The organism is Bacteroidota bacterium, assembly GCA_016711505.1.
Classification (GTDB): Bacteria; Bacteroidota; Bacteroidia; order AKYH767-A; family 2013-40CM-41-45; genus JADKIH01.
The window spans coordinates 589,894-605,301 of sequence record JADJSV010000001.1 but is presented as its reverse complement, the minus strand read 5'-3'; the positions used below and the strand labels follow the sequence as shown (position 1 = coordinate 605,301).

General features: G+C 39.0%; 16 protein-coding genes and 1 pseudogene. 6 read left to right on the top strand and 11 right to left on the bottom strand.

Annotated elements, in window-relative coordinates; genetic code table 11:
* Positions 1 to 36: 36 nt before the first annotated feature.
* Together IPL24_02590 and IPL24_02585 are read right to left on the bottom strand one after the other, a co-directional pair.
* Positions 37 to 480 (bottom strand): response regulator, encoded by a 444-nt coding sequence (locus IPL24_02590; GenBank protein MBK8362587.1) that lies wholly within the window; start codon positions 478 to 480, stop codon positions 37 to 39.
* Between the two features lie 14 nt (positions 481 to 494).
* Complete coding sequence (locus IPL24_02585) at positions 495 to 2,132, bottom strand: HAMP domain-containing histidine kinase (GenBank protein ID MBK8362586.1); 1,638 nt, start codon at positions 2,130 to 2,132, stop codon at positions 495 to 497.
* Between the two features lie 128 nt (positions 2,133 to 2,260).
* On the opposite strand from IPL24_02585, the gene IPL24_02580 reads away from it, so the two are divergent.
* Positions 2,261 to 3,049, top strand: coding sequence for a hypothetical protein (locus tag IPL24_02580; protein ID MBK8362585.1), 789 nt, complete (start codon positions 2,261 to 2,263; stop codon positions 3,047 to 3,049).
* A gap of 490 nt (positions 3,050 to 3,539) precedes the next feature.
* On the opposite strand, the gene IPL24_02575 is transcribed toward IPL24_02580, so the two are convergent.
* The 4 genes from IPL24_02575 to IPL24_02560 are packed head-to-tail and all read right to left on the bottom strand — an operon-like array spanning position 3,540 to position 6,774.
* The gene (locus IPL24_02575) at positions 3,540 to 4,061 is read right to left on the bottom strand and encodes a DinB family protein (protein ID MBK8362584.1); all 522 of its coding nucleotides are present in this window, start codon (positions 4,059 to 4,061) and stop codon (positions 3,540 to 3,542) included.
* 25 nt (positions 4,062 to 4,086) lie between these two features.
* The gene (locus IPL24_02570; GenBank protein ID MBK8362583.1) at positions 4,087 to 4,539 is read right to left on the bottom strand and encodes an LEA type 2 family protein; all 453 of its coding nucleotides are present in this window, start codon (positions 4,537 to 4,539) and stop codon (positions 4,087 to 4,089) included.
* 40 nt (positions 4,540 to 4,579) lie between these two features.
* On the bottom strand, positions 4,580 to 5,359 hold the full coding sequence (locus IPL24_02565; protein ID MBK8362582.1) for a phosphosulfolactate synthase: 780 nt from the start codon (positions 5,357 to 5,359) through the stop codon (positions 4,580 to 4,582).
* Positions 5,356 to 6,774: a tetratricopeptide repeat protein gene (locus tag IPL24_02560; protein MBK8362581.1), complete on the bottom strand. Its 1,419-nt coding sequence runs from the start codon at positions 6,772 to 6,774 to the stop codon at positions 5,356 to 5,358. Before IPL24_02560 ends, IPL24_02565 begins: the two co-directional genes overlap by 4 nt.
* Positions 6,775 to 7,001: 227 nt before the next feature.
* Between IPL24_02560 and recF the strand changes: the two genes are divergently transcribed.
* Together recF and IPL24_02550 are read left to right on the top strand one after the other, a co-directional pair.
* Entirely contained in the window at positions 7,002 to 8,105 is a 1,104-nt protein-coding gene (recF, locus tag IPL24_02555) for a DNA replication/repair protein RecF (protein ID MBK8362580.1), read from the top strand.
* Between the two features lie 140 nt (positions 8,106 to 8,245).
* On the top strand, positions 8,246 to 8,545 hold the full coding sequence (locus IPL24_02550) for a DUF721 domain-containing protein (GenBank protein MBK8362579.1): 300 nt from the start codon (positions 8,246 to 8,248) through the stop codon (positions 8,543 to 8,545).
* Positions 8,546 to 8,700: 155 nt separating this feature from the next.
* On the opposite strand, the gene IPL24_02545 is transcribed toward IPL24_02550, so the two are convergent.
* From IPL24_02545 to IPL24_02525, 5 genes and pseudogenes are all read right to left on the bottom strand, one after another.
* Positions 8,701 to 9,120, bottom strand: a complete 420-nt coding sequence (locus IPL24_02545) for a nucleoside-diphosphate kinase (protein MBK8362578.1) — start codon at positions 9,118 to 9,120, stop codon at positions 8,701 to 8,703.
* Positions 9,121 to 9,165: 45 nt separating this feature from the next.
* Positions 9,166 to 10,567 (bottom strand): annotated as a pseudogene (locus tag IPL24_02540) (NAD(P)(+) transhydrogenase (Re/Si-specific) subunit beta).
* A 14-nt stretch (positions 10,568 to 10,581) separates the two neighbouring features.
* Positions 10,582 to 10,896 carry an NAD(P) transhydrogenase subunit alpha gene (locus IPL24_02535; GenBank protein ID MBK8362577.1) on the bottom strand — a complete coding sequence of 105 codons (315 nt, stop codon included), beginning with the start codon at positions 10,894 to 10,896 and terminating at the stop codon, positions 10,582 to 10,584.
* 3 nt (positions 10,897 to 10,899) lie between these two features.
* Complete coding sequence (locus IPL24_02530; protein ID MBK8362576.1) at positions 10,900 to 11,262, bottom strand: hypothetical protein; 363 nt, start codon at positions 11,260 to 11,262, stop codon at positions 10,900 to 10,902.
* A gap of 18 nt (positions 11,263 to 11,280) precedes the next feature.
* A complete protein-coding gene (locus IPL24_02525; GenBank protein MBK8362575.1) occupies positions 11,281 to 12,411 on the bottom strand; it encodes a Re/Si-specific NAD(P)(+) transhydrogenase subunit alpha in 1,131 nt (376 codons plus the stop codon).
* Between the two features lie 113 nt (positions 12,412 to 12,524).
* On the opposite strand from IPL24_02525, the gene IPL24_02520 reads away from it, so the two are divergent.
* From IPL24_02520 to ffh, 3 genes are all read left to right on the top strand, one after another.
* Complete coding sequence (locus tag IPL24_02520; protein ID MBK8362574.1) at positions 12,525 to 12,809, top strand: hypothetical protein; 285 nt, start codon at positions 12,525 to 12,527, stop codon at positions 12,807 to 12,809.
* Between the two features lie 21 nt (positions 12,810 to 12,830).
* On the top strand, positions 12,831 to 13,595 hold the full coding sequence (locus IPL24_02515; protein MBK8362573.1) for an MBL fold metallo-hydrolase: 765 nt from the start codon (positions 12,831 to 12,833) through the stop codon (positions 13,593 to 13,595).
* Between the two features lie 467 nt (positions 13,596 to 14,062).
* Positions 14,063 to 15,397, top strand: coding sequence for a signal recognition particle protein (gene ffh / locus IPL24_02510; GenBank protein ID MBK8362572.1), 1,335 nt, complete (start codon positions 14,063 to 14,065; stop codon positions 15,395 to 15,397).
* Positions 15,398 to 15,408 lie beyond the last annotated feature (11 nt).

Here is a 15,408-nt window from a genome sequence, read left to right as displayed (position 1 = left end):
GGTCTTTAAGTTAAGTTTGGTAATCGACCAAAAGTACTAAGCATTATCGATTAACCGAAACCCTTTTCCATGAATATTAATAATATCTAAGGAAGAATCTTCTTTCAGATATTTTCTCTTCAAAATAGCTTTTAGCTTCAAAAGCAAAACTTCTGAATCGAATGGTTTTGTAACATAATCATCTGCGCCTACGCGGAAACCGGCAAGCATATCTTCTTTCATAGTTTTTGCTGTTAGAAAGATGACAGGAACATGTTCGTCTTTTTCACGGATTTCTTTTGCTAAAGTAAATCCATCTTTCCGCGGCATCATCACATCAAGAATACAGATATCAAATTTGCCAGCGACAAACTGGTCGTAACCTGCGAATCCGTCTGTACAAAGCTTAACTTCATAGTCATTCAGTTCCAGATAATTTTTAAGAACTGAACCGAAGTTGGGATCGTCTTCTACAAGTAAAATTTTTGTTTTTGCTGTCATTGTATTTAGGGTTTTCAATGAAATGAGAATGGTAAATATATTTCAAAAGTACTTCCTGCACCGGGTTCACTATCTACCTTGATAGTGCCTTTATGTAATTCCACGATTTCTTTTACATAACTTAATCCAAGTCCGAATCCTTTAATATCGTGAATATTTCCGGTTGGTACTCTATAGAATTTTTCAAAGATCTTTTTCTGCGTTTCTTTTGACATTCCGGCACCTTTATCCTTTACAGTAACGAATAATCCTTCATTATTATTGTAAGTTGAAATCATGATAACCGGCTTCTCCGGGGAATACTTATTCGCATTATCGAGCAGATTAAAAATGACATTCGACAGATGTATCGGATCACCAATTGTCATTGGAATAGTTGCATCAAGTGCAAGATCAATTTTGCCTTCTTTACTTTGTACTTGCAGATCAATTAAATCAACTGCATTGAGAATGATAGAATGAAGATTCAACTGCTCTTTCCGGAGATGTAATTCACCTTTTTCGAGCTGTGCCATTTGTAATACATTTTCAACCTGACTGTTCATTCTTTTATTTTCTTCTCTGATAATTCGCGTGAAGTATTCCATCTTTTCCTTGTCATTCTGAACCTTTGGATTCTTTATAGAGTCAACAGCCAGAGATATTGTTGCAATTGGAGTTTTAAACTCATGCGTCATATTGTTTATGAAATCGCTTTTTATGTCGGACAATTTTTTCTGTTTATAAATGACCTGAATGGTATATGCAAAACCGAACAGGATAATGAATGTAAAGAGTGTTGAACTGGCGAGCATAAACCACATAGATGCCAACACATATTTAATGGTATTGGGGAAATGCAGGATCAGGTAATCCGGTTTCGAAACAATGTCGTTTGGAAACAAGAGAATCCGGAATTTTGAATTCTGCAGTTCTTTTTGGTCTATCTTACTTTTTTGAATAAGAAATGAGTTAGACAGGCCATTCAATACCCCGTAATTTACGTCAATATCTATGCCGCGGTTTTTCAATTCCATATTAATCAGAGAATCCAGTCGAGTTGAGTCAATCCGTGATAAAACATCGCCCTCCGGACCGGCGAATTCAACGGCCACTTTCTGCATTACATCATTGAGCTTTTCAAGTCTGGCCTTGATTTTCTCCTCGTTTTGACGAATCGTTATTTCCGCTGAATCACCGAAAACCCTTGTAATCTGCGAACTATGGATCGTGTGCTGACTTACCGAGTCTTTGTGAAAATAATTCCTCTTTTGGACACGTAAAAAGGACCTATTGCTCCCCGGACGATGGAATTCTATGTTGATATCCGCATTGTCAAGGTCTTCCATGATTGGTGGCGGATGACCGGGTAAGTTGGGAATTTCAATACTCGTATCAGTTATTGTGACCGGATTGAAATTTGTCGTGTCGCGGATGATAAGTTGAGTTACTCTTTGCGGGTCAAAATTGAATACTCTTTCGTGGAGAATATTCATTGCCTCATTGGTTTCTATCCGGTCAACAATAGAATTCATTGCCTGATTAACAGACTGCTCGAATTGCTGTTCTTTTAAACGGATATCATGAAAGATCCAGTAAAGCTGAAGGCCGATCACACCAATCAAAGCGATACTCATCAGTGCAATTATACCTCTGATACTTTTCTTATTCATTACATGCAAAAATACAAATCTGTTAACATTTAAAGGTCGACTTTAACCAATCTTTAACAGAGATTAACGGCGCATTAACCCTGTTCTGTTCTTCCGGAGTTATCTTTGGTTCATTAAACGGCACCATTATGATCAATAAATTTCCCTCACGTATTGTATTAGCCTGGATCGTACTCGGAGTAGCCATAATCCTGCTGACATTGTCTGTTACCTTTGCCCAATCAGTTTCGTTGATCCGTAAAGATAATGGTGAAGTAAAGTTCAAATATAAAAGTACGGATAAAAAGAATAGTCAAAGTATTGACACAACTTTCAATGTTGACAATGATGAAGAGTTTTACAGTGTAATGCAAGGCATAAGTGACAAACATGACTTGAATTTATCGATGCTGAAGAATAGAAAAAGTGAAAGTGGAAAGGATCAGAAAGGTTTATCCTACAGTATGCATATCAGCTCCGGAGATAAAAAGAAGTCCGGTGACAAAAAGAAAGGTGAATCAGCGGATATCCACATTGAAATTGATAAATCGATGCGTGAATTGGAAGATGTGATGCAAGACCTTGAAGCTTCTATGGCAAATCTTAAATTTGAAATGCACTTTGAGGATGATGATATTGATATAAATTTCCATGGCAATCATCCGAATCATCCAGTGCCGCCATCTCCACCGACACCTTCTGAATCCCCATCTTCAGACAAAGAACACGTTGAGATCAATATTGACAAAAATGGCAAGAGGACTAAGATCATAAAAAAGTATGATCATGATGATCTTAATATTCCTGACAGTCTGGATAATGAAGATCACATTATCGTATTCGGTGACAAAGGTGAAAGCGCACCGGAATTAGAGAAAGTGATCATTAAAGAAAATGGCAGACAAATTTTCATCTATAAAAGACAAAAAGAAAAATAGTATAATTAGTATCAGGTTAGTGTATTTTCTTTAGGTTGATCCCGCTCTTAATACCGGCGGGATTTTTTTTAATTAATAATTAATAATTACTAATCACTAGCGTCCGATATGAATTTCCCCTTTTGAAGCCGCTTCCTCCCGTTTTTTTGTGTTTTTTTTTCCTTTGGGGACAAAAAAAAACCCCGGGGCCCCCCGCGCCCCCCCCCAATCGTGGGGGTTTGGGGGGGGGCCGCCCCCCCCCCTCCCCCAATTTTTTTTTGTTGGGGGGGGGGGGGCCCCGCCGGGCCCGGCCTCCCCCCCCCCCCGAAGGGGGAGGGCGACGGGAGGGGGGGGGGGGGGGGGGGTTGGGGGGGGGGGGGGGGGGATTTATTTTTTATTTACCACCAAATAAAAGGGGTTTTTTTGGGTCGGACAAAAATGAAAATAATTAATTATTAATGGGGGGGGCCCCCCCAAAAAAATTCTCTTCCCGGAAACAACTTTTCCTTTATTAATTAATACGAAGCATTTGATTCAAGTGTCGTTCTTCATGAGCAACTAAGATTTCCATTGCATCGGTGAGTTTAAGAGTGAGAAGAGCAGCAACAGGAGAGGTGATCACAATTTTTTCAAATTGAGGAGTGTTTAGTTTTTTTAAAAGTGAACAAAGTTTTTCCTGATGAACTATAAAGTCTTTAATGATTGAGACTTTAATTGTAGAACGGGAGGGGAGAAAAAGTTTTGGTGCCTGAAATTTCTTTACTACAACAGGTCCAAGAGTTTTGACCATCTGCTTTCCGGTGTAAGTTGTTAATGGATTGTTTCTCTCCCAGAAAGTCATTTTATGTTTTCCTGATAATACCGCTTCAAATGCAGGAAAATATTTGGAGTTTGATATGATCAGATGTTCTATACATTGTGCAATGCTCCATGATTCAGGGTTTGCCTTCATGTTCAGTTTTTCTTCACTCAGATTTCCGAATTCATTTTCAACTGTTGCTGTTATTTCAGATAATTTTTGTGTGTAGTTCATGATACAATGCTGGTTGTTTATTCAACTACCGGTTCAAATCAAGTTCTTGCTTCAGATTTATTGCAATACGTTTTCTGAATAAAAATTTCTTTAATGTAATCCCGCCATCAACAGAGGTATTGATCGTTGTTTTATTACCTGTGAAAAGGCTAAGTCCTTGCGGCAAAAATGTAAGCAAGTCAGCCAGGGAAAGATTTAATTGCATCGGAATGAGAATATCTGACTTCCTGGCAATTTTAATTGTCTCAGGAAGAAGTGTAGACCCGATCATTTTATTATCTATCGATACATTTGTGTTTACATCTGTAACTCTCAGACCCCAGTTATTCGGATTATGAATTTTGAGATCGAATTTAATTACAGGAGAATTATTCTCTGAAGCATATGTAACATTTTCTATTGATTTAAAATCAATATTCTTTCTGGTCAGACAAGAAGAGCAAAGGAGAATAACTAGCAGATAAATCAATTTTGTCATTGCAATAATCAAAAACACCCGGCAGAACCGGGTGTATATTTTAAATTGGAGCGTTCATTTTTTTATCGAGAAACTGAAAGAATGTATCACTTCGCAAACCTATTCGAAGCGATTCAAGTGCAATAACTTCTGTAGGCGAAATGTTTCCCAGGTTTACATCTGCACCGATTAACTTAATAAAATAAACCTGTCCACTTTTATTCGGAGTTTCCCAGATAATATTTTCAGCTTTGACTCTTGCCAGAATTTTATTGATCAGAACAACGTGTGCCTTTCCATTAGGTCTATAGATACCAACAGTTCCGCTTTCACGTGCTTCAGCAATTACTTTCCAGGCACCGGCCTGGATTTCACTTTCAATCATATCGATCCATTTCGATGGATGAATGATTATACCTTCTTCTTTCGAGCCCACTTCAGTGATAACTGTACAATGCTTACTCAGTTTACGGATAAAATCAAGTTTCTTTCCGTGATCCAGTTGAATAGATCCGTCGCTTACTTCAGCATGTGTGAGCTTGTATTTTTCAAGTAAACGAATATAGTCGTCAAACTTTTTCCTGACAATGAAAGCTTCCAGCAAAGTTCCACCGAAATAGACCGGTATATTCGCTGAGCGATAGACTTCAATTTTCTTTTCAAGATTAGGCGTAACGTAAGAACTTCCGAAACCTAATTTCACAATGTCAATATAGGGGGCAGAAACATCAAGCATATCTTCAGCTTGTCGGGTACTTAGCCCTTTGTCCATGATCATGGTCAATCCTGATCCACGCGGTTTGGACGTCCGCTGAGGTATATTATCGAGTAAGAAATTCATATGCGGTTTTTATATAGGTCAATTATTTCGAGTATATGCCGATCGTTTTCCATGGCCGGAGAATACTCGAAGACCGTATGACAAAGTTGTACATTTTTATCCAATGCAGAGGCAAGTACATTGTAAGATTCCTGAATATTACCTATTGAGTAGTAATAACATGCAAGACGGTAAATTAATTCGGCAGAATTAGGGAGAAAAATCATCCCTTTTTTAATTAATTCCAGAGCCTCATCAGCACGGTTATCTGCCATCAAAAGATGAGAGTATTCTAACCAGATATCCTGATTATCGGGTTCCAGATCAATAACTTTTTTGTAATGACCTTCGGCAGCAACATAATTGTCGAGATGATATTCAGCATCACCCATAGCAAACCAGAATTCAGCGTTTTTATCGTCGAGTTCAATAGCTTTTTTTATGTAGTGAGTAGCCTCAAACCATCGTTCCTCATTTTGCAGAGTAATACCAATTCCTAACCAGGCTTCAGCAAGGTTTGGATCCAGTTTTGTCGCTTTCTTATAGTAATCGCGTGCTCTTTGTGCATCCTCAAGTTGTTCGTAGCATTCTCCGATGTTATAATACGTCAATGCATCCGGTGCTTCAAATTCAAAGGTCTTTTTATAACAATCGATTGCATCTTTATAACGATTCAGATTCGCAAGCGTATTTCCTTTATTGAAATAGGCAGATGAAAAATCATCCTTAATGGCAAGACAATAATCATACGCCTCAAGAGCATCTTCAAAACGATTCTGTCTGTTATAAACATTCCCCAGATTGTACCAAGCCGGAAAACTGTATGGTTGAATATCGATGAACCGGTTATAGAAGTCAATACTGTCCTCAAACCGTTCAGTGAATTCAAAACAGAAAGCGATCTCGTATAGTGCGATTTCGTTCTCAGGATTATTTTCCAGACTTAGCTTTAAATAGTCAATAGCTTTGTTATAATCGCCCCAGCTTTCATAAACATAAGCGAGGTTCAGATAAAGCATATCAAGCTCTTCAGCTAAAGGAATGGCTTTATTGAAACTCTCAATTGCTTTTTCAAACTGCTGCTGCTGCGAATAAATACTTCCGCGGATCATATACAGATCCGGATCAAGTGGAGTAATCTTCTCAGCTTTTCCAAGAATATACAGAGCGTCATCAAAACGCTCTACCATAGCAAGCAGCTGAGCTTCCCTGAGCAGGAATTCAACAGAATCCGGATGCTGGTCTTTTGCATATTCGATTACCTGAAGTGCTTTTACAGGGTCATTCCGTTCAATGTAATAGTCAACAATATTCACGAATGCATCAACATCAAAGAAGTATGCATCTTTGTTGCGAATCATTTCTTCGTATCGCTCTATGGAATAACGTATCTGCTTTTGCTGATCGTCATTATTTAAGAATTCTTCTTCTTCCATTTAAAAAAATTAGGTCCTGAAAAAGATTGGTAGACCAAAGATAATCATAAATCCACAGATTTTCCTCATAAATGGCCTACTTTTCCACATATTTGGGTTAATTAATGAATTTAGGCGGTATAATCTGTTGTGAGGTAGGTACTCAGATCATGACATTCTGAAAATCAGACCTCTTTTTTAAATGTTTCGAACCAGAAATTACAACCTGCTGCGTACCTTCGGCGCTTATGTTCCTGAAAAAACTTTCACTGGTAAATTTTAAGAATTACGAGACAGTCGATATTGAGCTTTCCGGCGGTGTTAATGCTTTTACAGGTGGAAACGGTGAAGGAAAGACGAATTTGCTGGATGCTATCCATTATCTGGCTATGTGCAAAAGTTATTTCAATTCTGCCGATCTCCAGAATGTTAAAAGAGGCGAAGAAATGTTTGTATTGCAGGGAATTTTCGATCTCAATGGCGTAGATGAAACAATTTCATGCGGATTTAAAAAAGGTCAGAAGAAGGTGCTGAAGCGGAATCAGAAAGAGTACGATCGTTTGGCTGATCATATAGGTTTTATTCCTGTTGTAATGATCTCACCGACTGATGTGAGTCTGATTACAGATGGAAGTGAAGACCGACGTCGTTTTCTTGACAGTATCGTTTCTCAATTTGATCGTGTCTATCTGGAGGATCTGATCAGTTACGGTCGCGTAATCTCCCAACGGAATGCATATCTCAAGCAAGCGTATCAGAGCAGAAAATTTGATAGTGATTCGCTGTCTATCTGGGATGAACAGTTGATTCCACTCGGAAATAGAATTCACTCAGTCCGGCAAAAATTCATAGAAGAACTGATTCCCATCTTTGCACGATACTATGATTTTATTTCAGGAGGTAAGGAGACCATCGATATAAAATACGATTCCGATTTAAACGAAAATTCATTTGCAGAATTATTGCAGAAATCTTTAGAGAAAGACAAAGTACTTCAATACACAACATCAGGAACACATAGAGACGATCTGATCTTTATGATCAATGGTTTTCCTGTGAAAAAGTTTGCCTCACAAGGTCAGCAGAAATCATTTCTGATCGCAATGAAACTTGCGCAATTCGACTTCATGGCACAGTTGAAAAACATGAAACCGATTTTGCTCCTCGACGATATCTACGAAAAGCTCGACGACAGCCGTATCTCAAAACTGATGGAGCTCGTAAGCAAACATAATTTCGGACAGATCTTTATTACCGATACACATCTTGACAGAGTTCTGGAAATTTTCAAAAGGATAGGGGAAGAGGTTAGGTGTTTTGAGGTTGAAGGGATGGCGGTGGCAGTTCTTTAAAAAGGTCAAAGGTCACAGGTCAGAGGTCACGCGGCCTGAAAGTAAGTAGCGTGACCTCTGACCTTTAACCTTGATGATGAACCATGTACTTTGTTGCAAAACAATCAATACAATTTCCCAAAAGTGCTACCTTCGAACCAATGAAATCCTACCGCAAATCCAACGACCTGAGCATGAAAGAAGCTCTGGAAGCAATGATCAAATCGTATCGGTTAGAAGATAAGATGAATCATGTGCGGATCATCAATGCGTGGGAGAAAGTGATGGGACCTGCAGTAGCCCATAGAACAATTGAAATCAAAGTAATTGATAAAACACTTTTTGTAACGCTCTCATCAGCCTCCCTGCGCCAGGAACTTTTTATGGCAAAAGAAAAAATTATTTCATCGCTGAATGAGGAAGTGAAGGCGGATGTGCTTTCGGAGATAGTATTCAAATAACTAATTTATTGAATGACGAATAACGAGTAATGAAAAAGTGAAAAGTGAAAAGTGAAAAGTGAAAAAAGAAAAACAAGCGTTTTAGCAAAGAAGATACTTTAATACAACGCCTGTTTTTCACTTTTCACTTTTCACTATTCGTTATTCACTATTCGTTAAAACCGTTCTGTTCCAGCAAAAAAGAAGTTCCCTTCAATTGCTGCATTCTCATCGCTATCCGAACCGTGAACCGCATTGGCTTCGATTGATTTTGCATAGAGATTACGGATGGTTCCTTTTTCTGCTTTAGCAGGATCTGTCGCGCCGATCAGTTTGCGGAAGTCTTCGATTGCATTTGATTTCTCAAGGATACAAGCTACGATCGGACCTGATGACATATATTTTACTAAGTCATTGTAGAATGGACGCTCTTTGTGAACTGCATAAAATTCACCTGCACGCTCAGGAGTTAGCTGAGTATATTTCATTGCAACGATACGGAAACCCGCTTCGTTGATCTTTGCGAGGATAGCACCAATGTAGTTGTTTGCAACTCCATCCGGTTTGATCATCGTAAATGTTCTGTTTGTCATAATCTTAATTTATTTCTAGTTGTTTTTTTTCTTTTTTCTTTTTTTCTTTCACTTTTCACTTTTCAGAGCGATTTTATCTCCGTAACAAGTTTTGTTAAGCGCAGCTTTCGCATCACCAAAAAGCATTGAAGTCTTCGGATCATAAAATAACTGGTTTTCAATTCCTGCATAACCGGCATTCATACTTCTTTTATTGATGATAATATGTTTTGCAGCTTCGACATCAAGAATAGGCATTCCATAAATAGGAGAGGCAGGGTCAGTTTTTGCTGCAGGATTTACAACATCATTTGCTCCGACAACAAGGACTACATCGGTAGTAGCAAATTCAGGATTGATCTCATCCATTTCAGAAAGTTTTCCGTAGTCAACATTACTTTCGGCAAGCAATACGTTCATGTGTCCCGGCATACGACCGGCAACAGGATGAATTGCATATTTTACCTGTACACCACGTTCTTCAAGTACCATTTCAAGTTCGTGAATGATATGTTGTGCCTGAGCAACTGCTAATCCATAGCCCGGAACGATGATCACTTTTTTCGAGTAGTTTAATAGTACAGCAGCATCGCTGATTGAAATGTCTTTAATTGTGCCACTCATTGCTGCGCTTGCACCTGTTGCAGCACTTTCTCCGAATGCACCGAAGATCACATTGAACAGCGGACGATTCATTGCACGGCACATTTCAAGTGTAAGGATCGTACCTGCAGATCCGACAAGGATACCACCAGTCAACATAACCTGATTGTCATATAAGAAATCCGCCGAATGCTGCTGCTAATCCTGTGAAAGAGTTCAGCAATGAAATAACAACCGGCATATCTGCTCCACCAATTGGAACAACAAATAATACTCCGTATAATAATGCTAAAGCAAAAGTTCCATAAAGAAGAACATTACTGTCCGTTCCTGACACTGTTACATAAACAGCAACACCTATCGTAACGATCATCATTATCAGGTTGATGAAATTATAATTCGGGAGTCGTATAGATTTACTTAATGTACCATTCAGTTTCATAAAGGCAATGATACTTCCCGAAAAAGAAACAGATCCGATCACCAGTCCTACCATGATGATGGCAATTCTGCTTGTCTCTCCGACATTGTGATGAAATTCCAGTAATGATATCAATGCAGCACAAGCTCCACCCATACCATTGAAGAGAGAAACCATCTCCGGCATTGATGTCATCTTTACTTTTTTCGCAGCTACAAATCCAATAATACTACCGATTGCCAATGCAAGTCCGATAAGTATGTAAATGATAGAAGCAACTTCACCATCATGTAAAAAAATAGTTCCGGCAACAGCCAGCGTCATTCCAAAAGCAGCCCAGAGATTTCCTCTTCTGGCAGTTTGAGGACCACTTAACATTTTTAGTCCTATCACAAAAGTGACAGAAGCAAAAAGATAAATGATGTCGAGTATATTTTTAGTAGTCATAATTCCGCAGAAAATTATTTTTTATCTTTCTTCTTAAACATTTCCAACATTCTGTCTGTCACAACAAATCCACCGACAACATTCAGTGTACCAAGAATGACAGCAACAAATCCAAGGCTTAAGAGGAGAGTCTGATCAGCTTCAGTGTTCAGCATTACAATGATTGATCCGACCACTACAACACCATGTATGGCATTTGCTCCCGACATAAGTGGAGTATGGAGAACCGAAGGTACTTTTCCGATTACTTCAACACCTACAAAGATGGACAGGATAAGAACATAAATTTTATCGATATGTTCGCCGATGAAAGAGATGAATTCGTTCATTTTCTAGTTTAAATTTTCCTGGAATTTTATAACTCGCAGGGTAGCTTCCAGAACTTCAATCATGCTTTTACCTTGATTGATGATCATATGACTATTATTAAGATTAACTTTTTCGTATTCTAAAGACCGCTCATACCAATACATACAGTTTTTTGCTTCCTGAATGAAAACACAAAGGAAGTAGTAAAAGTCATTAGGATTTTTACAGCTATGTATTTTCGCAGAAGCTTCTTCAAGCGAAAGAACTGATGAACGAAGTTTTTTATTCAGGAAAACATCGATATGGTTTTCATCGGTTTCAAGAGCAGACAACAAAATCGATTGTGCGAACGATTCTGTCCAGTTTTTAAAATTGAGATCTTTCATGTGTGGATTGAATATAGATCAGGCGTTTACAGCAAAATTTAAAGATGGATGAACAGCTTTGCCTTTGTGTACTATTAATGAGCCTTTTGTAATTTCTTCTTCCATTTCCCATTTGAATCCTTCATTACTTGCAAGATGGAGAAGAAAGGCTTGTATGTTTTTCGCATATAATTCAGAAGCATTCAGTGGAAGAAGGCTAGGTAAATTGGACTCGCCGATAATAGTGACACCGTGTTTTACTACTGTTTTGTTCACTTCACTCATTGTACAATTTCCACCTTGTCCAACAGCCATATCAACGATCACAGAACCCATTTTCATACTCTTAACCATATCATCTGTAACAAGTACAGGAGCTTTCCTTCCGGGAATCAATGCAGTTGTAATTACAAGATCGGCTTCAGAAATATGTTTACCTATGAGTGCTTGTTGGTTTTTAAGAAATTCATCTGAGACACCTTTAACATAACCGCCTTCAAGTTTTACAGATGCATCGCCTTTTACTTCAATGAATTTTCCACCCAGTGATTCAACTTGTTCTTTTGTTTCAGGTCGGATGTCAGAAACTTCAACTATTGCACCCAGACGTTTTGCAGTCGCAATTGCTTGCAAGCCGGCAACTCCGGCACCCATGATCACAACCTTTGATGGTTTGATGGTTCCGGCAGCAGTCATAAGTAGAGGAAATATTTTTCCTAAAGCCGCTGCGCCGATCAACACCGCTTTATATCCTGCCAGATTAGCTTGCGAACTTAACACATCCATTTTCTGAGCACGGGAGATACGGGGAATTGCATCCATTGAAAATGCAGTGATTCCGGCAGACTGACAAGCTTCAACTAATGGTTGGTTTGTTTGAGCGTACATCATGGAAATGAGTACGCTATCGCTTTTCATTAAAGCAATTTCCGCAGGCGTAGGAGCATTCACTTTCAGAATTACATCGGCATCACTATAGATTGCTTTTGCATCATCAATAATTTTTGCGCCGGCCTTTTCATACGCAGAATTGTCGAAGTAAGAATTTAAACCGGCATCTTTTTCGATATTTACTTCAAAACCGGCTTTAATCAGGGATTGAGTTACTTCCGGTGTCAATGCCACGCGGCGTTCGAAATCATTCTTTTCTTTGTGAACGTTTACTTTCACTTAGACTGTTTTTGCTTGAAAAATATAATTGCGCAAATAAAACAATTAATTTTGGTTTATCATACAATTATCCTGAGCTTCAGTTTAATGAAAGGATTATCTTTGCACTACTTATGATGAAATTAACTCAACATACTCTCGACAAGATCGAAGATCTTTTGACCATGGCCGGATACAAAGTCCGCAATGAAAAAGGTAATTTTAAATCAGGCAGTTGTCAGATCGAAAACTCTAAAATAATTGTCCTGAATAAGTTCGCCCCAGTGGAAGCGAAAGTTTCCTATCTTATTGAAGCCATTCAAGGTCTCAATCTGGATGAATCTTTGCTCGACGAAAAGAATATAAAACTTCTCATGGAAATTCGACAGACAGAGATCAATTTCTCTTCTGCATCTTAATTTTCCGGAGTAAATTTCACTATGAAATTCACCTTTTTAGGAACAGGAACTTCTCAGGGTGTTCCGATGATCGGATGTAAATGTGCTATATGTAGTTCGACTGACTTCAAAGACAAGCGTTTACGTTCTTCCTTGATGGTTGAGTCAGAATCACATCGTGTTGTGATCGATTCCGGGCCCGATTTTCGGCAACAAATGCTCAGGGAAAAAGTGGATAGTCTGGATGGAATTGTTTTTACTCATGAACACAAGGATCATATCGCAGGATTAGATGATGTACGTGCATTCAACTATTTACATAAAAAACCGATAGATGTTTATGCAAGTCTTCAGGTTCAGGAAGCACTGAGGAGAGAGTTTTTTTATATTTTTAACGGACATAATTATCCCGGAATTCCAAAGATCAGTCTGCATACAATTGATGAGCAGCCATTTGAAGCCGGCAGAATAACTTTTACACCAATTCCTGTAATGCATATGCAGCTACCGGTTCTGGGCTTCAGAATTGGAAATTTTTCTTACATCACTGATGCAAATTATATTTCAGACGAATCAAAGAAATTGCTTGCGAATTCAGAGGTGCTGGTATTAAACGCATTGCGGGTTGAAAAACATGTTTCTCATTTTAATCTGGAAGAGGCTATTGAATTAGTCAATGAACTTAAGCCTAAGACAACCTATCTGACACATATTTCACATCAGTTGGGAAAGCATGAGGAAGTGGAAAAATCATTGCCTCAGAATATCCGTTTGGCTTATGATGGGTTAGTAGTGAGATCAGAATAGTTTTTGAATTAGCTATATCGTTTATTTAGGTATTTAGCATAAAACACTATCAGACACCTTTTTAAAAGTTTCCAGATTGTTTATACTCTTATATTTGAACTTGTACTGAGGAGTCTTGCGATGGGATACGGCTTCGGCAGTTATAGGGCGTCCCTGACGGGACTTGGGCTGGTACCTCTCTGCGAGGGTTGGGGAATTGAAACAGAGTGTTGTGCATCTATCACCTTTACCGATAGGGCGTCCCTGACGGGACTTGGGCTGGTCGTTTTGCAGGTTTTGGGCAGCTTACAGTCTGTTGTGCTTGGTTCAACTGTTACCGATAGGGTGTCCCTGACGGGACTTGGGTCGATACGTTGGGTCGGTAGACACCTTTTTGAACTTCCAAATAACTGTGAACTTTAGCCATAGCCAACAACCATTATTGACCAAAGTTTGCTAATTTCGCACGACTAAAAAAGCGGAATTTTATGTTTGAAAATTTATCGGACAAACTCGAAAGGGCCTTTAAGGTACTGAAAGGCGAAGGAAAGATCACTGAGATCAATGTAGCGGAAACGCTGAAAGAGGTTCGGAAGGCATTGTTGGATGCCGATGTTAACTTTAAGGTTGCAAAGCAATTTACTGATACTGTTAAAGAGAAAGCACTTGGCCAGAATGTATTGACTGCTGTTTCACCGGGTCAGTTAATGGTAAAGATCGCGCATGATGAACTGGTCAACCTGATGGGTGGTGATAAGGTCGATATCAATATCGATTCGAATCCGTCGATTATTTTAATGTCCGGTTTGCAAGGTTCAGGTAAAACGACTTTGTCAGGAAAGCTTGCCATGTTCCTCAAATCAAAACGTCAGAAGTTGCCGCTTTTGGTTGCATGTGACGTTTATCGTCCGGCTGCCATCGATCAGTTGAAAGTATTGGGAGAACAAATAGGTGTTCCTGTTTATAGTGAAGAGGGAAATAAGAATCCGATTGAGATCGCTAAAAATGGTATCGCTTTCGCAAAAGAATTCAATCACAATCTTGTAATCATTGATACTGCCGGTCGTCTTGCGATCGACGAGGAAATGATGAAGGAGATTGAAGCGATCAAAAAAGCGATCAATCCGAATGAGATCTTGTTTGTTGTGGATGCAATGACAGGTCAGGATGCTGTCAATACTGCAAAGACCTTCAATGACCGATTGAATTTCGATGGAGTTGTACTTACGAAATTAGATGGAGATACACGCGGTGGAGCGGCGCTTTCAATTAAAGCTGTCGTAAACAAACCAATCAAGTTTGTTGGTACCGGTGAGAAACTGGATGCACTGGATGTATTCTATCCGAGTCGTATGGCTGACAGGATTCTCGGCATGGGTGATATCGTTTCCCTTGTTGAGAAAGCACAAGAGCAGTTTGATGGAGAAGAGGCTGCAAAGCTTCAGAAGAAGATCCAGAAAAATCAGTTTGGCTTTGATGATTTTCTTGGACAAATTCAACAGATCAAGAAGATGGGAAATATGAAAGACCTTTTAGGTATGATTCCCGGTGTAGGTAAAGCAGTTCGTGATGTTGATATCAGCAATGATTCGTTCAAACACATTGAAGCGATGATTCATTCAATGACTGTCGAAGAAAGAAAAAATCCCGCAATTATAAATGGTAGCCGTCGCCAGCGCATTGCATCCGGTAGCGGCACTACGATTCAAGACGTTAATAAACTCATTAAACAATTCGATGAAATGCGGAAGATGATGAAGGTATTCTCTAATAAGGATCAGGCGGCGAAGATGATGCGGAATATGCCAGGGATGCGAAGATAGTGAGTAGTAAG